Below are 23527 nucleotides of genomic sequence, written 5' to 3'. Positions count from 1 at the left end.
AATGGAATTTATTGAATGCAAAATTACGCAAAAATCTGTAAAATGCTTAGTGAAAATTCATTATTTAATGGTTTTAATTGAGATTTGTTTATCCTATAATAAACTCAAATATTTACTTGATTTTTATAAAGAATTTATGAAAAAAGTGTCGATTTTTAAGGCTTTACGCATTAGTTTTGACTAAATTTGAATATTAAAATGGCTTGAAAATCAATAAAAAGGCATTATTAAATTCTTAAAAAGGTGAAAAGAGAAATAATTAAAACGCTAGATGGCTCAACTACAATTCGTTTGCCAGAATGGGACGAATGCTATCATTCTAAACATGGAGCAATTCAAGAAGCGAAACATGTATTTATTAAAAATGGACTTTCTTTATTTGACAATCCTATAAGTATATTGGAAATAGGTTTTGGAACTGGTTTAAATGCTTTTATCACTTTTTTAGAGTCTGTTAGAAAAAATCAGCCTATTGATTATGTTGGAGTAGAAGCGTATCCTGTAGATGCAGAAGAGATTTTAGAAATGAATTATGCAGAAGAATTGGAAGCATCTGAATTTTATAACATTTTTGAAAAAATGCATAAATCGGATTGGGATGAAAAAATAGAAATTTGCGACCAGTTCTCGTTAACCAAAAGGAAACAATTTTTTCACGAAATAGACGATTTTGAGATTTTTGATTTGATTTACTTTGATGCCTTCGGATATAGAGTACAGCCGGAGCTTTGGAGTACTGAAATTTTTCAGAAAATGTACAATAGTTTAAAACCAAATGGTGTTCTAGTTACTTATGCTGCTAGAGGAGTTGTTAAAAGAAGCATGATAGAAGTTGGATTCACGGTAGAAAAATTGGCGGGACCTCCAGGGAAAAGAGAAATGTTTAGAGCTTTTAAAAAGGTTTAAATGAGTTATTTAGAATAATTCTACATTGATTTATATGTTTTAAGAAAACGTATTCGTTATTAAAATTTTTTAAAAAATAAGTTAAAAGTAGAATTTATGTTAGTTAATTGTTTAAATTTGGCTCGAGTTTAAAAAAATAGATAACCCCCGAAAATCTTATTTTATTATGTCAAAAATGATGTTTGATTACACGAAATCAATACTTGAAAGAGTTAGTTTCGACCCGGTACTTTTCTGCAAAGAGCTAGAAAAAGCTATCAAAACACTGTTACCTTACGAGATGGAACAATTGCAAGAGTGGTTACTGAATTTCGTTGTCGGAAAACCAGAATTAAAACAAAGTCTACAACTAATTAAAGTATAAAGAAAAAGGAGCCAAATTGGCTCCTTTTTTATTGCGCTTTCTTTTGTAATGGACTAATGATTTGAACATTCTGAAAAACAATTGCGCCTTTTACAACGCCTGCAATTGTAGATCTAAGTGCGTCAATGATTTGCATTTTTAATTCGCTCTTTGGGTAAATTAAACTTACTTCTCGAGCAGGTTTTGGCTCCTTAAAATTACGGAGCTTCAGTTTGTCGGATTCTTTTAAGTCTAAGGTGTGCAAGTACGGAAGTAACGTTGTACCAAGGCCTTCGTCTGCCAATTTAATTAAGGTTTCAAAACTGCCGCTTTGAATCTGGAAATTAGATTGATCGACGTCTGAGACATTTTTGCACAAATTCAAAATCCCGTCTCTAAAGCAGTGTCCGTCTTGCAATAGCAGAATTTCATTCAGATTTAAGTCAGAAACTTCAATTTCTTCTTTCTGAAAACTCGCGTGATGTTCTGGTATGTAAGCTACAAAAGGTTCAAAATACAAAACGATCTCTTTTATTTTTTCGTCTTCAAGCGGTGTTGCGGCAATGGCAGCATCGAGATGTCCGTTTTTCAATTTCAATATAATTTCCTCGGTATTCAACTCTTCAATTAAGAGTTTTACTTTTGGATATTTTTTAATGAAATTATTCAAAAACATTGGCAGAAGCGTAGGCATAATCGTTGGAATAATCCCTAATCGAAATTCTCCTCCAATAAAACCTTTCTGCTGTTCTACAATATCTTTTATACGATCGGCTTCGTTTACAATATTTTTTGCCTGATTTACAATTTTTTGTCCGATGTCCGTCAGCTGAATCGGTTTTTTGCTTCTGTCAAAAATTAAAATATTAAGCTCTTCTTCGATTTTTTGTATTTGCATACTTAAAGTGGGCTGTGTTACAAAGCATTTTTCTGCCGCAAGGGTGAAGTTTTTATGCTCAGCAACCGCTAACACATATTGCAATTGAGTTATAGTCATGTTGATAGTAATTTGTGATGCAAAAATAGGAAAATATAATTTTTATTTATGTTTATTTTAATAAAGTTACTCTAAATTTGTAGTAAATTAGTGTAAAAAAATAGATTATGAAGACAAATATTTTAGGATTGCCTGTAAAAGAATCAGAATTATTAGTAAAAGAACTGAATGTATTATTGTCAAATTTTCAGGTGTATTATCAAAACTTGAGAGGGATTCACTGGAATATTCGCGGAAAACGTTTCTTTGATCTACATGTAAAATTCGAAGAATTATATACAGATGCACAATTAAAAATAGATATGATTGCCGAAAGAGTTCTAACAATTGGAGGAACGCCTTTACATACTTTTGAAGACTATATTAAAAACAATAAATTAACGGTTGGAAAAAATATTTCCAACGATGAAAAAGCGGTTCAGTTAATTGTTCATTCGCTGTCTGATTTATTAAAAATCGAAAGGGAGATATTGAACAAATCTGCAGAAATTAATGATGAAGGTACCAATTCTATGATGAGTGACTTTATTTCTGAACAGGAAAAGACCATTTGGATGATGAACGCTTGGCTGGAAGAGACTTTATAAAATGTTTATTTTTAGATAATTATAAGCAGAATGGAATGAAAATTGCATTCTGCTTTTTTTATTGATGTTAAATTTCTATAAAAATCTCTTTGATTTTATTTGTTTAACGCTATTTTTGTTTTGATGAAATTTATAGCTCGCATATTATTATTCATATTTATTGCCTTCTTATCGACCCCAACAATTGTTCAGGTCTTAAAGAAAGGGAATAATGTGGCTATATCTTTTAGTATCGCTGAAGAAGAAGTGCATAAAGAGCTTAAAAATGTAGTTCATCCTACTATTTTGGAGCACGAAGTTTTAATTCCGGTTTACATCGCGAAAAAAACAATCATTTCTGAAAACATTGTCAAACTAGACAACATCTCTCCGAGCATCTTTGCTCCACCACCTAACGTAGCATAATACTTCCGATTATTTTGAACTTTAGCCGCATTTCTCTCGAGATGGGGTAAATCTTTAATGAATAATTTTTTTAGTATTATATTATGACAAAAAAAATCAATCTTTTTGCCAACCTTAAATCTGATTTTGCTTCAGGTTTAGTGGTTTTCTTGGTGGCTCTTCCGTTGTGTTTAGGTATTGCAATGGCTTCTGGAGCACCATTATTTTCTGGAATTATCGCTGGTGTCGTGGGTGGTATCGTAGTAGGATATTTAAGCCAATCGCATATTAGTGTATCAGGTCCAGCTGCTGGGTTAACAGCTATCATTTTAACCGCAATTACCGATTTAGGAGCTTTCGATGTATTTTTAATGTCTGTTTTTATTGCTGGATTAATTCAATTAGCATTAGGATTTTTAAAGGCAGGAAGTATATCAAATTATTTTCCGACAAACGTAATCGAGGGAATGTTAGCGGGTATCGGAATTATTATCATTTTAAAACAAATACCACACGCTTTTGGTTACGATGCAGATTTTGAGGGAGATCAGGCTTTTATTCAAAATGATGGAAGCAATTCATTTTCATTTCTATTCGATGTATTAAATCATATTCACTTAGGAGCTGTGGTTATTTCTGCGGTTTCACTAGTAATTTTATTGGCTTGGGATAAAGTTTCTTTCTTAAAAAGAATAAAACTGGTTCCGGGAGCTTTGGTTGCTGTAATTGCTGGAGTTGTTTTAAACGAAATATTTGTATCTACAGGAAGCACTTTGGCAATTGCAAAAGAACATTTGGTTTCTTTGCCAGTTCCAAAATCTTTTGATGATTTTAAATCAATTATAATTACGCCAGACTTCACTGCTATTACAAATCCGCAAGTTTGGGTCGTTGCTGTTACAATTGCCATTGTCGCTTCTATTGAAACGCTCTTATGTATTGAAGCTACCGATAGAATGGATGTGCAAAAACGTTACACTAATACCAATGTCGAGCTTAAAGCACAAGGTGTTGGTAATATTGTGAGTTCTCTTTTGGGTGGTTTGCCCATGACTTCTGTGGTAGTAAGGTCTTCAGCCAATAATAATGCAGGAGCAAAATCTAAAATGTCTGCCATTATTCATGGTGTGCTTTTATTAATAAGTGTATTGTCTATACCAGCAATCTTAAACAAAATTCCATTGGCAACTTTGGCAACCGTTTTGATTTTGGTTGGATATAAATTAGCAAAACCAGCAGCCTTTATGCATTTCTGGAAAAAGGGGAAATACCAGTTTGTCCCTTTCATTGCAACTTTGGTCTTTGTCGTTGCGACAGATTTGCTAAAAGGTGTTGCGCTGGGAATTGTTATCAGTATTATTTTTGTTTTGAGAGGAAACCTGAAAAGAGCTTATGCTTTTAAGAAAGAAGAATATGAAGATGGTGATATCATTCATATTGATTTAGCTCAGGAAGTTTCGTTTTTAAATAAAGCAGCGATCAAACAGACGTTGAACGAAATTCCAGAAAATTCTAAAGTAATTATCAATGCTCATGATACGGAGTATATTTCGCACGATGTTTTGGATTTAATTCGTGAATTTAAAGAAATCCGAGCAATCGATGAAAACATCAAAGTGAAGCTTAAAGGATTTAAAGAAGCATACGAATTAGAAAATACGCCCGAAAATCATAATCATGTTACGATAGAACATTATTATGATGTGGCGAAAAGGGAACTGGTTCAGAAAGAAGTTGTTAGAGGAGAATAATTAAAAATAGGTGTTTTTGAGGGCAAGGAAATGTCAAATTTTAGGTAACTTTACATTTAAGTTCTTTTTTGAGACATTCCTAGAATTAGAAATTACCACACAAAAAATAAAAAAATGAGAAAATTTTATGAGCAGTTATTAGAAAATAATAAAAAGTGGGTTGAAACTTCATTAGCAAAAGATCCTAATTATTTTGCTGATTTGGCAAAAGGACAACAGCCGCCTTTATTATGGATTGGATGTTCGGATAGCCGTGTTCCTGCAAACGAAATTGTTGGAGCAAAACCAGGTGAAGTTTTTGTACATAGAAACATTGCTAATATGGTTGTGCACTCAGATATGAACATGCTAAGCGTTTTGGATTATGCTGTAAATGTTTTGAAAATTAAACATATTATCGTGTGCGGACACTACGGATGCGGGGGTGTAAAAGCAGCAATGGGGAATCAGTCAGTTGGAATTATCGATAACTGGATTCGTCACATTAAAGATGAATACCGTTTGCATGACAAATACTTGAATTCTATTGAAGATGAAACAGAGCGTTTCAATGCTTTTGTTGAAATCAATGCAAAAGAGCAAGTTTATAATTTGGCTAAAACATCAATTGTTCAAGGTGCTTGGAAAAATGGACAAGACCTTATGCTTCACGGTTGGGTTTACGGATTGAATTCTGGTTTCGTAACAGATTTAAATGTTACAATCAGTTCAAATTCCGAACTAGACGAAGTGTATCAATTAGATCTTTAATAGTAAGAAATAGAAATCGCCCTGTAAAAAGGGCGATTTTTTTTATTCGTTTTCGTCTAGATTTTCATTAAATGCTGATGGAAGCATTGTTGGAATAAACTTGATTAATATCGGTAATAATAAACTTCCTCCTGGAAGTAAAAATATCGTCAAAGATGGAATAGTTTTACAGATATCCAAAAGCTGTTTTTTTACTTTCTTCTTTTCTTTGGCATCCAAATCTCTCGTTGTAGAATAGGCGAGAAGCACCATTAATTCTTTACTTTGAACAATCTCTTTAATTAATCTGTTTTTATTTCTTATGATTAATTTGACTACGCTGTGAGTCATTTGGTCGTAAAAATGTTTAACAGGATTTGAATAATTAAAGTACGGTATTTTCTTTTTGTGGGTGGTGATAAAAGTATTGGTTGTGTCCATACTTTTGGTTACAAAATCGTCGCCAACTCCCATTGTAGAACCTAAGGCATATAGAAAATACGATTCTTCATTTTCTACAACTCCGTCGCTCCATAAAGCCATTCCAGCCATATCGATTAGGTAATATTGTTCCAATTTGTTTTTGAAATATTCCAAATTTAAAGTTTCTAAAGTATCAACAGTTACTTTAGAGAATTTAGAATAGCGTATAGATGCTTCAAAAAGTTTGATTAAAAGATCGTCGTGCTGGGATTTTACTGTTTTGGTTTTCAAAGCCAAACCCACAATTCCGAGAACGGTTTCTTCAATTCTTTTTAAATATTTTTCAGGAATTTCTCCATGCTCTAAATACTGTCTGAAAGCCAGAACATCAATAAACAATAAAGCATTGGTCACCAAATGCGAAAAGTTTTTGCTGATAATGCTATCATTGGTTTGAACTCTCTGATCGATAATATTTTCCAGCGATAGAGAAGGAGTATCTTTTGGCAATAAAATTTTAAACAAATTAAATCCTTCTGGATTCATTTGCTTATAAAACTTTAAAACTTCTGAAATAAAATTTTTAGGTTCTGAATTTCTTTTCTCTAAACAAAAAACATGATAGAGTGTATTGAGTAAAGCTACTTTAGAAATTTCGGTTTTAAACCAGCCTTTTATAGTGATCGGAACCTGTGTATCTATAGCAATAATATGGCCATAGATAAATCCCGTTTCTCTCACTTTGTAGTAAAACGAATCTACAGTTTCAAAAGGAATCGCTTCTGAAAACTTCTGTTCACTAAAAAACTTATCGATCCAGCCTGGCGCTGATGGATTAATCATGGACTTAATTTTGCTGATGCAAAGCTATGTCTTTTTCTTGTTTTAGAATTCATTTTAAAATGAAATAACCGCTAGATTTTGTTAAAAATAGCGGTTATTGAAATTTTTCTTATTTAATGATTCCTGCACAAGCTACTCTTCCTCCGGCATTTCCTGTTGGCTGAGTGGTAAAATCATCTGTTCCTGCGTGAACGATTAAACCTTTTCCAAGAACATCTTTATTTGCATCTCCACACCCAACACACCATTCGTCAGTGGTTAAAGTGATAGATCCGTTACCTTTTGCGTCAGCGGTAAAGTTTCCGATATCACCTGCATGGTATTCTCCAACTCCCCATTTTCCATGTTTTTTGAACTTTGGATTCCAGTGACCTCCAGCAGAACTTCCGTCTGCAGCAGTACAATCTGCTTTTTCATGAATATGGATGGCGTGAACTCCTGGCTCTAATCCTGTGATTTTTGCAGTAAAAGTTACTTTACCATTTTTCTCAACAAAAGTAGCAGTTCCAGCTACTTTACTGTTGCTTTTTGGTTCTAATGCAACAGTTAGAGTTTTTGCGTCATTTGATTTGTTATTTGTTTTACAGCCAATGATTAAGGCTGTAATTATAGCGAAAGAAACAATTAGTTTTTTCATATCTACGGGCATTTTTAGTTAAAGATTAAGTAAATTTAACATAAAATAACGGATTTGATTGACTCTAAAAGTTAAAAAAAAGTCAAACTATACGTTATAATTTGATATCGATTGAGTTAAAAATCGAAAATATTGTGTAAATTCGTATAGGTTTTTAACGAATAATTTCTGAAATCATTTTGTCTAATTCGCTCACATTTAATCCTTAATGTTATGATGAAAAAGATTTTTACCCTCGTTTTTTTTAGTTCGTTTTTAATTTCCTGCAAATGCGCAAAAACGGATGCTGTTTCTAAACTTGATGGAACTTGGGAGCTGAATTACATTTCTGGTCCACAAACTACTTTTGATGCATTATATCCAAATAAAAAGCCAACTATAAAATTTGACACCAAAGCAAATCAGGTTTCTGGCAATGCGAGCTGTAATTCATATTCGGGAAAATTGGCTGTAGAGGGCAATAAAATTGATTTTACACAGCCAATGGCAGTAACTAAAATGATGTGTCTGGACGGATTGAAAGGGGAACAAATGTACTTGAGCACGCTACAAAAAATAACTTCTTACGACGTAACAGATGATGGTAAGACTTTAAACTTTATTTCTGGAGATATTGCAATGATGCGTTTTACTAAAAAATGATTTTTATGAAAACTACATTATCTGTTTTTCTATTGCTGATAAATGTTGTTAGTTTTTCAGTTTCAGCACAGGAAAAATCAAAAAAGGAACTCAAACAAGAAAGAGAGTTACAGAAACAAAATGAAATCAAGACACTAATAGATTCTCAAAATTTTGTTTTTGAAGCCCAAAAAGCAACGCCTCAGGGCGGAAGGTTAATTCAGTTAGATTATAATACCTATTTCTTGAAGTTTAAGGCTGATAGTACAACTTGCGATCTTCCATTTTTTGGCAGAGGATATAATGTTGCCTATAATGGTGATGGCGGAATAAAGTTTGAAGGCAAGCCTGAAAACGTTAGGATAGAAACTAAAAAGAATAATACCATTTTAAAGGCTACAGTGCGAGGTAAGAGTGATGTTTACGATTTGCTGTTTTCTATCTTTTACAACGGAAACACAACGCTTTCTGTTTCTAGTAATAATAGAGGCCCAATTAGTTATGATGGAATAATATATGCTCCAAAAGCATCGGAGAAAAAATAGTGTAATTCATAAGCAAACTTGTCACAAATTCGTCTGAATATATGGTAAGAAATTTTTTTTGGTTATTAAAAAAGTGGCAGTTTTCGGTTTTGTTTTTCTCTTTTGGTATGTTCACTGTGTCGGGTCAGGATTTAGAACCTCGAGCTTATGCCAATGTTCCTAAAGATCTGAATGTTATTGCGGCTGGGTATGTTTTTATGAACGGAAATGTACTTACAGATCCCGCTTTGCCTATTGCCGACTTTACGCTTCGGAGTCATAATCTGGCAGTAAATTATGTTAGGACATTTGGTATGTACAATAAACTGGCACGTATTCAGGTAGCGTTACCTTATTCTTTTATGGATGGTGAAGTAACGCGAACCAATGGAGATGTTTTAACGGGATCTAGAACGGGTTTTGCCGATATGAAAATTAGGGTAGGTATAAATCTTCTAGGATCACCGGCTTTAGATAAATCGGAGTTTAGGTCTTTTCAGCAGAAAACAATTCTGGGAGTTAGTTTGGTTACCTCTGTTCCTACAGGAAAATATTACGATGATAAACAGGTTAATATAGGCACTAACCGTTGGGGATTTAAGCCAGAAATTGGTGTTTCTAAAAGATTTACTCATGTCTATGCCGAAGCGTACGCTGGAGTTTGGTTTTATACCGATAATAATGATTATGTGGGTAAAAAATTGGAGCAGAAATCTACTTATAGCTTGCAAGCTCATGCGAGTTATTATTTTAAAAACCAGATGTGGCTGGGTTTTAATACCACTTGGTTTTTTGGAGGAAAAACAATTATTGATGGAGTTGCAGAAGATAGTCAGATCGATAATTGGCGAGTTGGAGGTACTTTTTCTACGCCAATAGCAAAAGGACAGTCTATTAGATTGCAATACCACATTGGGGCATATACTAACAATGGGTTAAATTATTATGCTCTGTCAGCAGTTTACCAATATTCCTTTTTTTAAAAATTGAATTATGGTTTAATGTGTTTAAAATCAGTATATTTGAGTATGCATATATTTTTTAAAAACAAATTTAAAATTAAAACTATGAAAAAATTAGGTCTTATTCTTATTATGGCGGCAGCCTCGTTTTCATCTTATGCACAATCTTCATATAAAGAAGATTTAGAAGTAGTACAAAGCGTTTACGGAAAATCTAAAAGTGATTTGGTTAAACAGTACATGAATTTATCTGATGCTCAAGCAACAGCCTTTGCTAAAGTTTATGAAGATTACGAAACAGCTCGTAAAGCTTTAGGGCAGACAAAGTTTCAATTGCTAAATGATTATGCGGCTAATTACGAAACTTTAACCGATGCTAAAGCAGATGAATTAGCTAAAGCTACTTTAAAAAACCATGTTGACTATGAGAAACTTTATTCTAAAACGTATAATCAAGCTAAAAAAGCAATTGGCTCAATAAATGCGGCTAAATTTATCCAGCTTGAAGTTTATCTTCAAACGATAATTAAAAGCGAAATTTTAGAAGCTATTCCGTTTATTGGCGAAATGGATAAGACTAAGACTAAAACGATGTAAAATAGTTGTCTGTAAAAAAAGAGGGAATCAATTTGATTCCCTCTTTTTTTTATTTTGCAGTTTTAACTTTGTAAATCTCATTTACCATTCCGTCACGGAAACTGTCTAAGGTAAGTTCCCAGAACATAATGCCGCCTAACTTTTTAGCTTTTACATATTCTGCTTTTGCTTTGATAGATTTTAAATCGTCTGATGTTGCAAAAGTTTTAGTTTGAGCATTGTACCAATATGGCGCTTGAGCTTTTTCATCATAAAAATATTTCCAGCCGTTTGCTTCTGTATATGTTGTGCCATAGTTTTTAAAGTCTACACCTTGAAAGTGTTCTCCAGCTTGGTACAATCCATTATTGATGTTTTCTACGTTTTTCCATTGTCTGGTATAGAATGCACCTCCAATTACTAATTTTTCAGCAGGAACACCTTGTTTTAATAAAAACTCAACCGCTCTATCTGTAGATTCTTCTTTTGGATTGGTACTGTATAATGGAGTATGGTGACCTGTAACCTTAGAGTATCCGTTTACTAAATCGTAACTCATGATATTGATTCGGTTAACCAATGGAGTAACTGCTTTCCAGTCGATAGATTCGTCCAAGTATTTTTGAAATCCTCCCGCAGCAAAACTTAATTCGTATTTTTTGCCTAATGTAGAACGTAATATTTTTACCAATTCAGTAAAGTTTGGTTTGTCAACTGCTTGATACAAATGTCCAGGAAGTCCTTCAATTGCAGGATATTCCCAATCTAAATCTAAACCATCAACGTTATAAGAATCACTTAATTCTTTTACAGATTTTGCAAATTTTAGGCGTCCTTCAGCTGTAGAAAAAGCTTCAGAGCAAGGTTCGCAACCGCCCCAACCTCCAAGAGAAACAATAATTTTAAGTTGTGGATTTTTAGCTTTAAGCGATACTAAATGCTTAATAGTATTAGAATCTTTATCTGAATCAACCGTTAATTTTCCGTCTTTTAAATGACAAAAACTAAAGATGATTTGGTTCAATTTGCTAACCTCATATTTATCAATAAGTTCTGAGTCGCCTGTGTAATAGGCAATAATGTCCATTTTTTTGTTTTTTTGTGCGAAAGTCGAAGTTAACCCAAAGCACAATAAAAAGGACGCAATTAGAGAAATTTGTTTCATTATTTTGTTTTTATAGTTTTTAGAATGTTAAATATACTGTAATACATTTGATATTTAACCATTCTATAGCTAGAAGAGCGCTAATTTTAACGAATATTTTGCAAATTACTGCAAAAATATTGCGACTTGTAAGTAGTGCCTTTCACAGAAAGAGCAAAAAAAAGCCCGCGCAGTTTCGGACTTGCGCGGGCTTAAACAAATTAAAAGCTAAAAACTATTTTTCTATTAGAAGCAGTATGTATTTTCTGCAACTAATTTTTCTGCAATTTTTTCTCTAAGTGCCACAACGTTTGGCAGATTTGTATATTTAGTGAAACGTTTAAGTCCCATTAACATCATACGTTGTTCGTCTCCTTCAGAGAATGAAGCAATTCCTTCTTTTCCTCTTAAGTTTACGATATCTACAGCTTTGTACAAGTATAATTTTGCCATTGCAATTTGCTCTTGTACTTTATCTTCACCTTGAGATTTTGCTAATTTCTCAGTTCTCAAGATTGTACTTTCGGCCATGTAAATTTCGATTAAGATATCAGCCGCTGCCATTAATAATTGCTGGTGAGAATCTAAATCTGGACCGTATTTTTGAACAGCGCTTCCTGCAACCATTAAGAAAACTTTTTTCAAGTTTGCCACGATTACTTTTTCTTCTGAGAATAATTCAGAGAAATCAGGAGTATCAAAAGATGGAATTCCCATTAATTCTTCTTGGACTTTCATTGCTGGTCCAAGTAAATCAACGTGTCCTTTCATTGCTTTTTTGATCAACATACCTACAGAAAGCATTCTGTTGATTTCGTTTGTACCTTCGTAGATACGCGCGATACGAGCATCTCTCCAAGCACTTTCCATCGGAGTATCTTCAGAGAATCCCATTCCACCAAAAACCTGAATTCCTTCGTCAGAACAGTTTTGAACGTCCTCAGAAACCGCTACTTTCAAGATAGAACACTCGATAGCGTATTCTTCAACACCTTTTAATTCTGCTTCTTGGTGAGAAGTTCCTTCTGCTTCACGAGCAGCGATTCTGTCTTCAATGTCTTTTGCAGCGCGGTAAGAAGCACTTTCTCCAGCGTAAGCGTTAGTTGCCATTTCAGCCAATTTAGAACGGATAGCTCCAAAAGATGAAATTGAAGTATTGAACTGAATTCTTTCGTTAGCATATTTTACAGCTCCAGAAGTCACTCTTCTTTGTGCGTCAAGACAAGCCGCAGCCAATTTAATACGTCCAACGTTTAAGGCATTCATAGCAATTTTGAAACCGTTTCCTCTTTCAGATAACATGTTTTCAACCGGAACTTTTGTTTCGTTGAAGAAAACCTGACGAGTAGAAGAAGCACGGATTCCTAATTTATGCTCTTCTTCATTCATAGAAATTCCGTTTGAAGGATCGTTTTCTACGATGAAACCTGTAATATTTTTATCATCTCCGATACGAGCAAAAACGATGAATAGACTACAGAAACCTGCATTCGAGATCCACATTTTTTGACCTGTAATAGAGTAGTATTTTCCGTCTTCAGATAAAACTGCTTTTGTTTTTCCTGAGTTAGCATCAGATCCTGCGCCTGGCTCAGTTAAACAATAAGCACCAAACCATTCTCCAGAAGCCAATTTCGGAACGTATTTTTTCTTTTGTTCCTCAGTTCCGTAAAGTGTAATTGGCATAGTTCCAATTCCGGTATGAGCTCCAAAAGCCGTAGAGAAAGATCCTGTTGCTCCAGAAATGTAGTCGCAAACTAGCATTGTAGAAACGAATCCCATTCCTAATCCGCCGTATTCTTCTGGAACCGCAACTCCTAAAAGTCCCAATTCACCTGCTTTACGCATAGAAGATTCTGTATACGCGTAATCTTTCTTTTCAAAACGATCTTTATGCGCCCATAATTCTTTGTCTACGAACTCTTTTACAGAGTCACGCATCATTAACTGCTCTTCTGAGAAATCTTCTGGTGTGAAGATGTCCTCGCATTTTGTTTCTTTAACTAGGAATTGACCTCCTCTTGTTTTGTCGCTCATGACTTTTTTGTTTTTTAGATTTGAAAGATGAAAGAAGCAAGAAGAAAGATTTTAACCTAACTTATTGATGAAGCCTGTAGTCATCTTTTGAAATTCAATTATTTTGTTTTCTAATTTTTCTGTTTTTTCTTTTGTTAAATAGTCATTTTGACAAGCTATTAACAATTGTGTCTGCAATTCGAATGATGAGCCTAGACTAATATTCAGATAATGCTGAAAATGTTTATTCCCTCTGTTTGAACCTTCAGCAATATTAGAAGGCATTGATACAGAACATCGATTCATTTGATTTGACAAACTATAAGTTTCAGATTTTGGAAAAGTAGAAGTTAGTTTATAAATATCGTTTGTTATCTCCATAGCTAAAATCCAAATCTTCAAATTCTTAAAATTGTGTTTCATGTTTTTTGAGGCAAGATAAGAAGAAAAATTAAAAGTAAGTTTTTTACTACTTTTGAAAAAATCTATTTCAGATTAACTTTTTATTCCAAACAGAAAGTCTTTCCTCTTGCTTCTTTCCTCTAAAGAGTCTTATAAAACTTCGTAAATACCTGCAGAACCTTGCCCAGTACCCACACACATAGAAACAATTCCGTACTTGTTGCCTCTGCGTTTCATTTCGTCGAATAACTGAACAGAAAGTTTAGCGCCAGTACAACCTAGAGGGTGTCCTAAAGAAATTGCTCCACCGTTTACGTTTACGATATCTGGATTTAAACCTAATTCACGAGTTACTGCTAAAGCTTGAGAAGCAAAAGCTTCGTTTAATTCGATTAATTCGATATCATTTAATGTTAATCCTGCTTGTTTTAAGGCTTTCGGAATTGCTTTTACAGGTCCGATACCCATAATTCTTGGCTCAACACCAGAAGAAGCGAAATTTACCAAACGGGCAATTGGCTCAAGGTTTAATTCTTTTACCATATCTTCGCTCATGATTAAAACGAAAGCAGCACCGTCGCTCATTTGAGAAGAGTTACCAGCAGTTACACTTCCGTCAGCAGCAAAAACGGGTCTTAAACCTGCTAAAGCTTCTTTAGAAGTTCCAGCTCTTGGCCCTTCGTCCTTATTCACTACATATGATTTCGTTTCTTTTTTACCATTTTCGTTGATGAAAGTCTGCTCAACCGTAATAGGAACGATTTGTTTGTCAAATTTTCCTTCTGCTTGTGCTTTTAAAGCTTTCATATGAGAATTGTAAGCAAACTCATCCTGATCTTCTCTAGAAACATTATATTGTTTAGCAACCGCTTCGGCAGTTAAACCCATTCCCCAGTAATAATCTTCGTGACCTGCAGCAGCAACTTTATAATCTGGAGTTGGTTTGTAACCTCCCATCGGAATATAACTCATACTTTCTGCACCACCAGCAATGATACAATCTGCCATTCCTGATTGAATTTTAGCTGTTGCCATTCCGATAGTTTCCAATCCAGATGCACAGTAACGGTTTACTGTAACTCCAGGAACGTCTTCAACTTTCAATCCCATTAAAGAGATCAAACGCCCCACGTTAAGTCCTTGTTCTGCTTCTGGCATTGCATTTCCAACCATAACGTCGTCAATGCGTTTTTTGTCAAAATCAGGCAGTTCATCCATCATAAACTGAATGGTTTCTGCAGCTAATTCATCAGGTCTTTTAAATCTAAAAACACCTTTTGGAGCTTTTCCAACTGCTGTTCTATATGCTTTTACTATATATGCTGTTTTCATTTGTTTTTGTTTTTAAGAGTATAGAAGATAGAGTATAGAAAATAGACTTTACGAAGTCTTAAAATCTATATTCTATTCTCTTTGTTCTATTTTCTAGTTTCTTAACGGTTTTCCTTTAGTCAACATGTATTGAATTCTCTCCAAAGTTTTACGCTCTGTACATAAACTCAAGAAAGCTTCACGTTCGATATCTAATAAATATTGTTCAGATACTAAAGTTGCTTCAGATAAATCACCACCAGCCATTACGTAAGCCAGTTTGTTAGCGATTTTCTTGTCGTGCTCGGATATGTATTTTCCAGCTTCCATTTGATCCGTTCCAACTAAGAACATACCCAAAGCTTGTTTTCCTAAAACTTTAATATCGTTTCTTCTAATTGGCTGCGTGTAACCCGCTTCTGCCATTAACAACGCATGTTTTTTAGCTTCAGCAATCTGACGGTCTTTGTTTACTACGATAATATCTTTACCATGTTGTAAAAGCCCAGTGTCAAACGCTTCATAACCAGAAGTTGAAACTTTTGCCATTGCGATAGTCAAGAAATACTCTTGAAGAACGTTTAATTCCACATCATTTTTGCGGAATAAATCTGAAGCTCTTAAAGTCAATTCTTTAGAACCACCACCACCAGGGATAACTCCAACACCAAATTCAACCAATCCCATGTAAGTTTCTGCAGCGGCAACTACTTTATCAGCATGTAAGCTCATTTCGCATCCACCACCAAAAGTCATTCCGTGAGGCGCAACCACAACTGGAATTGAAGAGTAACGAACACGCATCATGGTGTCTTGGAACAATTTGATAGCCATATTCAATTCGTCATATTCTTGCTCAACTGCCATCATGAAAATCATTCCAATATTAGCTCCAACAGAGAAATTTGCAGCTTGATTTCCAATAACTAAGCCTTGATGTTCTTTTTCAGCTAATTCAATTGCTTTGTTGATTGCCGAAAGAACGTCGCCGCCAATCGTATTCATTTTAGATTGGAATTCTAAGTTTAAGATTCCATCTCCTAAATCTTGGATAATAGCGCCACTGTTACTCCAAACTTTTTTGCTTTCGCGGATGTTGTTTAGTATAATGAAAGAATCTTGTCCAGGAACTTTTACCTGAGATTTTGTTGGAAGGTTGTAGAAATACGTAGCGCCTTCTTTTACAGTATAGAAACTTTCGCTTCCAGAAGCTAACATTTCGTTTACCCACGCAGCAGGCTCTAAACCTTCTGCTTTCATGATTTCGATTCCTTTTGCAACACCAATAGCATCCCAGATTTCGAATGGACCATTTTCCCATCCAAAACCAGCTTTCATAGCGTCGTCTATTTTGTATAATTCGTCTGAGATTTCAGGAATTCTGTTGGAAACATAAGCAAACATTCCAGCGAAACTCTTACGGTAGAATTCCCCTGCTTTGTCTGTTCCTTTTACTAAAACTTTAAAACGATTAATAGGTTTATCAATAGTTTTAGTTAATTCTAAAGTCGCGAAATTGGCTTTTTTGGCAGCGCGATATTCTAATGTATCTAAGTCTAAAGAAAGAATGTCTTTATCTACTTTTTTGTAGAAACCTTGTCCGGTTTTGCTTCCTAACCAATTATTTTCCATCATTTTGTTGATGAAATCAGGAAGTTTAAATAATTCGTGTTGTTCGTCGTTAGGGCAGTTTTCGTAAATACCATTGGCAACGTGCACCAAAGTATCTAAACCAACAACGTCAACTGTACGGAAAGTAGCAGATTTTGGTCGGCCAATAACTGGTCCTGTCAATTTATCCACTTCTTCAATCGTTAATCCCATTTCTTTAACTAAATGGAATAAACTCTGAATTCCGTAAATACCAATTCTGTTTCCAATAAACGCCGGAGTATCTTTAGCAACAACCGAAGTTTTTCCTAAGAATTTAGAACCGTATTCGTTTAAGAAATTTAATACTTCAGTAGAAGTTTTTGGACCAGGAATAATTTCAAATAATTTTAAGTAACGCGCAGGGTTAAAAAAGTGTGTTCCGCAGAAGTGCTGTTGGAAATCTTCGCTTCTTCCTTCGCTCATAAAGTGAATTGGAATACCAGAAGTATTAGAAGTAACCAAAGTTCCCGGTTTGCGGAATTTGTCGATTTGTTCGAATACTAATTTCTTAACGTCCAAACGTTCTACTACCACCTCGATAATCCAGTCAACATTAGCAATTTTTGCCATATCGTCTGTCGTATTTCCAGTCGTGATTCGGCTTGCAAATTTCTGACTGTAAATAGGAGAGGGTTTCGATTTTAATGAGTTCGCCAAATGGTCATTTACCACACGGTTGCGAACGGCTTTGCTTTCAAGCGTTAATCCTTTTTTAGCTTCAGCTTCTGTCAACTCGCGAGGAACGATGTCAAGCAGTAAAACTTCAACACCAATATTGGCAAAATGACAAGCTATACCCGAACCCATAATTCCGGATCCAATTACAGCAACTTTTTTAATTGTGCGTTTCATAATTTGTTACTTGTTTGTTTTTTGCAGTTTTCGAATTATTTCTTGTCTGATGAAATGCTATTCGTTTTCTGCGTTTTCTGTTTGATTAAATATGTTTTTGTCCTGAATTAATTCGTTGATGATTTCAGCAACTTCGATAAAATGATTCAGTTTTTCGTCTGAAACATGTTTTCTTACCGTTTCATTAAATTTCAGAACTGTATTTTTAGATAAATCTCTTTTTTCTTTTCCAAAGTCCGTCAGATAGATTAAAACGCCTCTTCCGTCACTAGGGTTCTTTTTGCGAACAATCAAACCTTTTTCTTCCATAGATTTTAGTGTTCTAGTCAAGCTCGTCGCTTCCATGCCCATTCTTGGGCCTAAAGCAGTTGATGGCGTTCCTTCTTCCTTATCCATACTCAAAAGCGCAAACCCGGTTGCCATTGTAGCATCGTATTTTGCCGCCTCTTCATTATACATTCTTGAAACAGCCTGCCATGTTGCTCTCAAAATATAATCTATCGTTTTGTCTTTCATAGGTAACTATATCGATTTCAAATATAATCAAAAAATACTATGCATGCATATTATTTTTTCATAAATTTTTGGTTAGTTAATTAATATCCCTGATTTACTGGGTTTTGTGGTTATTTTATTTTGAAATATACTATTCTTTTTTTGGATTTTAACAATTTAAGTACCGTAAAAATCTTTTTGTGGTATTTATTTTAGGATAAATTTTGGATTATTCAAAAAATTATGAGTTTGTTTCAGTATTATTCTCTGGGTCATATCTCGAAATTGCCCGCTGCAAGATCTTTTTCATGCGAATTCTCAGACTTTCGGGACGTAAAATTTCTATAGAATCTCCAAAACCTAATAACAGCCTTTCCATCTCGTAATTGGGGGAAATAAACAAGTGTACGATAATGCTTCCGTCTTCATTTTCCTTAATTAAACGCTGAGAGGTATGCAAAGGTTTCGTAATGACATAAGGCGCATTTGAAGCATCAATCCAAAGTTCAATACGTCTTGGCTGTAAACCAGAATTGACAGTTACACCTATAATATCTTTATAATAGGTATCGGCATCAAAATCTTCTTCTATATAAGGAAGGTTAAAATCGTAATCTATAGAAACGATTCTGTCCAGAGCTAAATTGGTAATAGGTTGAGTTGCTTTTTTCTTCCCGATCAAAAACCAACGATTATTGTATTCCTTTAATATAAAAGGATGAAAATGGAATTTCGTTTCTTCCTGCGATTTAAAGGATTTATAAGTAATAATCAAAACCATCTTTTTGATAATCGCCTGATAAATTTCATCCAAATAATGAAGTCCTTTTAGCTTTTCGTTTTTGTCCAAATAAATAACAGGTTTGGTATGTGACTTTTCGGCGTAGATTTTATCTTCCAATCGCTGTAAAATATCCGATACATCATTAAATAAAGAGAAATCTTTAAATTGCTTTAGCATAGAAACGGTTTCCGTCAGAACATTCATATCAGTTTCCGTCAGCGGAATATCTGTTATCGAAAAATCTTCGTCTTCATATTTATAATACTTTTTATCGTAAACCACGATTGGAGCATTATAACCGAGTTTTTCACTTCTCATCAGCTGAATATCCATCTGAATGGTTCGTTTACTTATAGGAATGTCTCGACCTTCATATTCAGATAAGGCTTCAGAACAGCATTCGATTAAATCTTCAAGTGTCCATTGTCGGTATTTATTCTGCAGGCATTTGTCGATTACTTTGTAGCGTATTAAGGCATTTTTGTTTTGTGACATAAAAAAATGTTTATTTTTAGGTTTGTATTGTAGAGGCGCACTGCAGTGCGTCTACGCAACGGATATCCATAACGTTAGACGCACTGCAGTGCGTCTCTACAAATATGCTTTGTGTTCAAAACCCGACAGGTTTTTAAAACCTGTCGGGTTTAGTTTAACAACGGAATCACGTTAATAATGAAATCTCTTTTTCAATATTTCGTCTCGCTTTTTCTTCATATAAACCTCTGAATTCATCCGTTTGAAAAATAAATTCATATTCCAGAAAATGTTTCAATGCTTTTGCACGTCCAGGTTTATAGAGAAAATCAGGATAAATGCGGTATTCTTTTCGTATTTGTTCAAAATAGATTTTATAATCTTCCCAGTCTTTGGCAAGGATTTTCAAATCAAAATCAATCAACCAATTAATATCTTCATTTAAATTATGTGAATGAAGTTGCGTCGCACAGATAGCATCAAAAACGAATTGCTTATTTAAATCGTGTTTTTCAGATAAAATTGACAAAGCATATTCTGCACTTTTTAATTCATTATCTTTCCTGGAAGCCGAATACACAACATCATGATAAAAAATAGAAAATAATATTTCTTCTGGATTTTGAATACGATTGCGATACATTTCAAAACTCTCGATCATTTCTTCTAAATGTGTCAGATTATGGTAATGTCTTGATTTCTTGGAATATGCTTTTTCTAAATCAAGCCAGTTTTGCTGAATTTCATTTTCTGAAAAGCCAATATTTAGAAGTAAATCGGTGTAGATTTTTTTTAAATTCATATTAATGTGTGTTTGAATAGAGCTTCGGAGAAGCGAAATATTTATAGCCTAATTTACAGGACGAAGACGTAAAGCTCCAGCGGAGCGACACTTTATTTAAAATATTTCACCCCGCTGGGGCTCTTTACTAGCAATCATAAAATAGCTAGAAATATGCCGTCCCGCTGGGACTTATGTGATATTGCTAGATAAATATTTTACTCAAATGTAAAATTCTTTTTTTACTGCGCAAAATAATTGCGTAGTAGTTTTGAAATCTTTGTTCAAGAAATAAAACAAACAGTATTTCTAAAAAATGAAACAAAAATTTCACTACGCAGAATAATTGCGCACTAGTTTAGAAATCTTTGTTCAAGAAATAAAAACAAACGTTCATAGAAATAAAAAATTGAAAAAAAGCAGGTCAAGTTTAAGTTACTTCTAGAAACCTTTTACGATTTATACTTATACCATTACCGCTTAATTCAATTCTCATGAAGCAGTAGCTCAGCGGTTAGAGCAGGTAGTTTCGAAATTATCCTTAAAAGGTCAATCTAAACTTACTTCGTACACTTTTAATGTCCGGGTCGTGGGTTCGAATCCCATCTGCTTTACTGTTAATGGTCAATTGAAGCTTACGTCTAGAAAATTGGTACTCCGGTTCGAATCCGGCAAGTTTTAAAATCATCATTAATAAAAAAACGAGGGTCAAAATTAGCTTACTTCTCGGGGAAACCCACAAACTTCCAATTTGAATTAGCTAATTCATTACACTCCAATTTAAGGTCAAGTGCTTCTTACTTCAAAATCTTTTAGGTAGAACTCAGAAGCACAATTATCTAAATTTTAAAAATTTAAAAAAATGAAAACAAAAGAATTATTAAAAATCAGTTTACGTCAAAATGCTATTTTCATTCCATCAGAAATGATTGCGAGTGATAACCAGAATTTATCAGGAACAACATCGGTTTTAGCAGCCAATGTTTCAAAATTGGGATATACATTTTCTGAATCGTTACTGCATGCTTTAAATAATGTCAGCCCTAATTATAAAATCGAGGTTTTAGAAGTGCTGAGAGAAGTTTTAGGAACAGATAAAAACTGGACGCCATTGGTAAAAGAATGGAATGTGCCAACAAATGAATCTGCGATAGATCATATCATTACTTTTTTCGGAAATGTTTTCCAAACTAAAAACGGAACAGTTTTAGAATGCGGACATACAATTCCAGATAACACTTTTCCATTAGAAAGATATAACGGTTGCCCTTTTTGCGGTACTCCGTTTGAATTTGGTAAACTGGAAAACACAGGACAAGGAAGCAAATTAAAAGTTCTTGAATTATGGAATGAAAAAGATTTAGAGGATTTTTATATTTCATTATTGCAGTCAAAAACAGCTTTAGACGCTACTCAGGTAGATAGTTTAAAAATGGCGATGAAATACTTGGCTTTGCCTAAAACTGAAATCGCAATGAAGGAAACTTTAATGCTGGTGATCGATCTTTTGATTGAAAACGGTAATGAAGAGTTGGCTTCTCAATTTTTGAAAACGCCAACCGATATTTTGCGTTATCTATGGTATAAAAATACTGGAATGCTACAGATTATCGAACCAAAAACGATTATCAAAAGAGCGGCAAAAAACAATCAGCATTTTCATTATCCGTTAGATACAAGTGCGCAAGCTAGAATTGCTTCTAAAAAAGATTTGAAACTAAAATATTCTCGAAAAGAATGTTTAATGGTGGCAAATTGGTTGAATAATATGAATTTGGATGTAGAAGCCATGTGCGAAATCATGCATCCAAAAAGAGGAATGTGGGTTCGTTTTATCCGAGCGTTGCGTTTGGCAGAATACAGCAAAAGAAAAGGATTTGAGAAATTGAATTTTTTAATGGATGTATTCTACAACCAAGTGTACGATGTTTGGCAAAGCAAAGTGAATTCGTCAAGATTGAAATTTGATGCTGATAAAACTTTTGGATTGTTGAAACAACGTCCAGGTTTGTTTGCTCGTTCGTTATTTTCGAATATGCTTTGGTTTGGAGCCGATGAAACAATCGCTCATTTCGAAGAAGTTATCGATAAAGTTCCGGCGAGATTGGTGTTTACCTTAAACATGTATGCGAAAAATTATTTTGATGTGAACATGCAGAGAAGCGTGAAACCTTTGGGAGGAACAAACAAACGTGTGGGATCAAACCCATTGTTGAAGTTGTACGATGATAATCAGTTGGAAACAATGAAAAATCAAATCGAAGGATTGACTATTTTGGCAATGAAAAAACGATTTGCGTCGGTTTCAAATCTAAATAAAACAATTTATATCGATCCGCAATTGTTTAACATGCCGGTTTCTATTGGAGACCGAAGCGAGACCATTCAAGATTTGCCAGTTGCTTTAATGGGAACACGTTTCCCAGTTGAAGGAAACGAACTACGATTGTTTATGCAGTGGGGTAAAGACCTTCCAGCGCAACATTTAGATATGGATTTAAGCTGTCATATCGCATACGAAGACCGTTCAGATATTTGTTCTTTCAGCCGATTGGCCACAATAGGTTGTCAGCATAGCGGTGATATCAGAAGTATTCCGAATAAAATTGGAACGGCTGAATACATCAATATCAACATCGACGAATTGGCGAAAGCTAAGGCAAAATTTGTAACTTTTACTTGTAATGCGTACAGCAACGGAAGTATTACGCCAAATCTAGTTGTAGGTTGGATGAACAGCAAATATCCGATGAAAATTTCGGAGAAAACAGGTGTTGCCTACGATCCGTCGTGTGTAGCCCATCAGGTTCGTGTGACGCAAAGTGTTGCCAAAGGTTTAGCTTTTGGAGTGTTGGATGTAGCCAAAAGAGAAATCGTTTGGTTAGAGATGACTTTCGGAGGTCAGATTGTGGGAGGTTTGGATTTCAAAGGAGTTCAGGCACTATTGGCAAAATTGAACAGCAAATTGAATATTGGTAATTTATTACAGCTAAAAGCGGAAGCTCAAGGTTTAACGATTACCGAAAATGAAATCGCTGATGAGGTGTACACAGCACAATGGGCAATGAACCCAGCGGTGGTGACGCAATTGTTGATTGATTAACAAAGATGCAAAGATACTGAGGTTCTAAGATGCTAAGTTTTTTGTGGAAGCGATTTAATGTGCGTCTCCACAAAGCTTGGTAAATTTAATCTCGCAATCCCGATAGCTATCGGGAGCGAAGGCGCAAAGTTTTTTATTAAACGCACTGTTTGTCATCCTGAGGAACGAAGGATCACACAAGAAGCTCGACAAAGATTGGCGATTCTCTTTGAGGAATATTGGATGTGAT

The 23527-nt window shown here is 34.4% G+C and carries 22 protein-coding genes and 1 tRNA gene; 12 read left to right on the top strand and 11 right to left on the bottom strand.

Annotation, left to right across the window (positions count from 1 at the left end; genetic code table 11):
* Positions 1–243 precede the first annotated feature (243 nt).
* Both mnmD and J7574_RS07055 read left to right on the top strand, forming a co-directional pair.
* Positions 244–906, top strand: coding sequence for a tRNA (5-methylaminomethyl-2-thiouridine)(34)-methyltransferase MnmD (gene mnmD, locus J7574_RS07060; protein WP_290966257.1), 663 nt, complete (start codon positions 244–246; stop codon positions 904–906).
* Positions 907–1072: 166 nt separating this feature from the next.
* Positions 1073–1270, top strand: coding sequence for a hypothetical protein (locus tag J7574_RS07055; protein ID WP_008468486.1), 198 nt, complete (start codon positions 1073–1075; stop codon positions 1268–1270).
* Between the two features lie 28 nt (positions 1271–1298).
* Here the strand turns inward: J7574_RS07055 and J7574_RS07050 are convergent, their stop codons facing one another.
* A complete protein-coding gene (locus J7574_RS07050; protein ID WP_290966250.1) occupies positions 1299–2246 on the bottom strand; it encodes a LysR substrate-binding domain-containing protein in 948 nt (315 codons plus the stop codon).
* A gap of 107 nt (positions 2247–2353) precedes the next feature.
* On the opposite strand from J7574_RS07050, the gene J7574_RS07045 reads away from it, so the two are divergent.
* The 4 genes from J7574_RS07045 (at position 2354) to can (ending at position 5718) form a co-directional block, all read left to right on the top strand.
* Positions 2354–2833 (top strand): Dps family protein, encoded by a 480-nt coding sequence (locus J7574_RS07045; RefSeq protein WP_290966242.1) that lies wholly within the window; start codon positions 2354–2356, stop codon positions 2831–2833.
* Between the two features lie 213 nt (positions 2834–3046).
* The gene (locus J7574_RS07040) at positions 3047–3238 is read left to right on the top strand and encodes a hypothetical protein (RefSeq protein WP_290966239.1); all 192 of its coding nucleotides are present in this window, start codon (positions 3047–3049) and stop codon (positions 3236–3238) included.
* Positions 3239–3321: 83 nt separating this feature from the next.
* Positions 3322–4968 (top strand): SulP family inorganic anion transporter, encoded by a 1647-nt coding sequence (locus J7574_RS07035; RefSeq protein WP_290966237.1) that lies wholly within the window; start codon positions 3322–3324, stop codon positions 4966–4968.
* 114 nt (positions 4969–5082) lie between these two features.
* Positions 5083–5718, top strand: coding sequence for a carbonate dehydratase (gene can, locus J7574_RS07030; protein ID WP_290966234.1), 636 nt, complete (start codon positions 5083–5085; stop codon positions 5716–5718).
* A 42-nt stretch (positions 5719–5760) separates the two neighbouring features.
* On the opposite strand, the gene J7574_RS07025 is transcribed toward can, so the two are convergent.
* Complete coding sequence (locus tag J7574_RS07025; RefSeq protein ID WP_290966231.1) at positions 5761–6963, bottom strand: LETM1-related biofilm-associated protein; 1203 nt, start codon at positions 6961–6963, stop codon at positions 5761–5763.
* Between the two features lie 109 nt (positions 6964–7072).
* On the bottom strand, positions 7073–7600 hold the full coding sequence (locus J7574_RS07020; protein WP_290966229.1) for a superoxide dismutase family protein: 528 nt from the start codon (positions 7598–7600) through the stop codon (positions 7073–7075).
* Positions 7601–7813: 213 nt separating this feature from the next.
* On the opposite strand from J7574_RS07020, the gene J7574_RS07015 reads away from it, so the two are divergent.
* The 4 genes from J7574_RS07015 (at position 7814) to J7574_RS07000 (ending at position 10304) form a co-directional block, all read left to right on the top strand.
* Entirely contained in the window at positions 7814–8242 is a 429-nt protein-coding gene (locus tag J7574_RS07015; RefSeq protein WP_290966225.1) for an META domain-containing protein, read from the top strand.
* A gap of 5 nt (positions 8243–8247) precedes the next feature.
* Positions 8248–8766: a DUF4251 domain-containing protein gene (locus tag J7574_RS07010; RefSeq protein ID WP_290966222.1), complete on the top strand. Its 519-nt coding sequence runs from the start codon at positions 8248–8250 to the stop codon at positions 8764–8766.
* Between the two features lie 41 nt (positions 8767–8807).
* Positions 8808–9728 (top strand): transporter, encoded by a 921-nt coding sequence (locus J7574_RS07005; RefSeq protein WP_290966219.1) that lies wholly within the window; start codon positions 8808–8810, stop codon positions 9726–9728.
* An 84-nt stretch (positions 9729–9812) separates the two neighbouring features.
* On the top strand, positions 9813–10304 hold the full coding sequence (locus tag J7574_RS07000) for a hypothetical protein (RefSeq protein WP_290966216.1): 492 nt from the start codon (positions 9813–9815) through the stop codon (positions 10302–10304).
* 49 nt (positions 10305–10353) lie between these two features.
* On the opposite strand, the gene J7574_RS06995 is transcribed toward J7574_RS07000, so the two are convergent.
* The 8 genes from J7574_RS06995 to J7574_RS06960 form a co-directional block, all read right to left on the bottom strand.
* Positions 10354–11370 carry a glycoside hydrolase family 18 protein gene (locus J7574_RS06995; protein WP_290966213.1) on the bottom strand — a complete coding sequence of 339 codons (1017 nt, stop codon included), beginning with the start codon at positions 11368–11370 and terminating at the stop codon, positions 10354–10356.
* A 303-nt stretch (positions 11371–11673) separates the two neighbouring features.
* Positions 11674–13464: an acyl-CoA dehydrogenase family protein gene (locus J7574_RS06990; protein ID WP_290966210.1), complete on the bottom strand. Its 1791-nt coding sequence runs from the start codon at positions 13462–13464 to the stop codon at positions 11674–11676.
* 51 nt (positions 13465–13515) lie between these two features.
* Positions 13516–13866 carry a four helix bundle protein gene (locus J7574_RS06985; protein ID WP_290966208.1) on the bottom strand — a complete coding sequence of 117 codons (351 nt, stop codon included), beginning with the start codon at positions 13864–13866 and terminating at the stop codon, positions 13516–13518.
* A 129-nt stretch (positions 13867–13995) separates the two neighbouring features.
* A complete protein-coding gene (locus J7574_RS06980; protein WP_290966205.1) occupies positions 13996–15177 on the bottom strand; it encodes an acetyl-CoA C-acyltransferase in 1182 nt (393 codons plus the stop codon).
* 93 nt (positions 15178–15270) lie between these two features.
* Positions 15271–17661 (bottom strand): 3-hydroxyacyl-CoA dehydrogenase/enoyl-CoA hydratase family protein, encoded by a 2391-nt coding sequence (locus tag J7574_RS06975; RefSeq protein WP_290966202.1) that lies wholly within the window; start codon positions 17659–17661, stop codon positions 15271–15273.
* Between the two features lie 57 nt (positions 17662–17718).
* Positions 17719–18177, bottom strand: a complete 459-nt coding sequence (locus tag J7574_RS06970) for a MarR family transcriptional regulator (protein ID WP_290966200.1) — start codon at positions 18175–18177, stop codon at positions 17719–17721.
* A 220-nt stretch (positions 18178–18397) separates the two neighbouring features.
* Positions 18398–19435, bottom strand: coding sequence for a WYL domain-containing protein (locus J7574_RS06965; protein WP_290966197.1), 1038 nt, complete (start codon positions 19433–19435; stop codon positions 18398–18400).
* Positions 19436–19601: 166 nt separating this feature from the next.
* Positions 19602–20216, bottom strand: a complete 615-nt coding sequence (locus J7574_RS06960) for a hypothetical protein (protein ID WP_290966194.1) — start codon at positions 20214–20216, stop codon at positions 19602–19604.
* Between the two features lie 475 nt (positions 20217–20691).
* Here J7574_RS06960 and J7574_RS06955 point away from each other — a divergent pair.
* Positions 20692–20809: transfer RNA gene (locus J7574_RS06955), tRNA-OTHER, on the top strand.
* A gap of 248 nt (positions 20810–21057) precedes the next feature.
* Complete coding sequence (locus J7574_RS06950; protein WP_290966191.1) at positions 21058–23298, top strand: hypothetical protein; 2241 nt, start codon at positions 21058–21060, stop codon at positions 23296–23298.
* Positions 23299–23527: the final 229 nt, after the last annotated feature.

This window comes from Flavobacterium sp. (assembly GCF_017744675.1).
Taxonomy (GTDB): domain Bacteria; phylum Bacteroidota; class Bacteroidia; order Flavobacteriales; family Flavobacteriaceae; genus Flavobacterium.
Note: the sequence above shows the minus strand (reverse complement) of the source record. Positions and strands in the feature narration are given on the sequence as shown.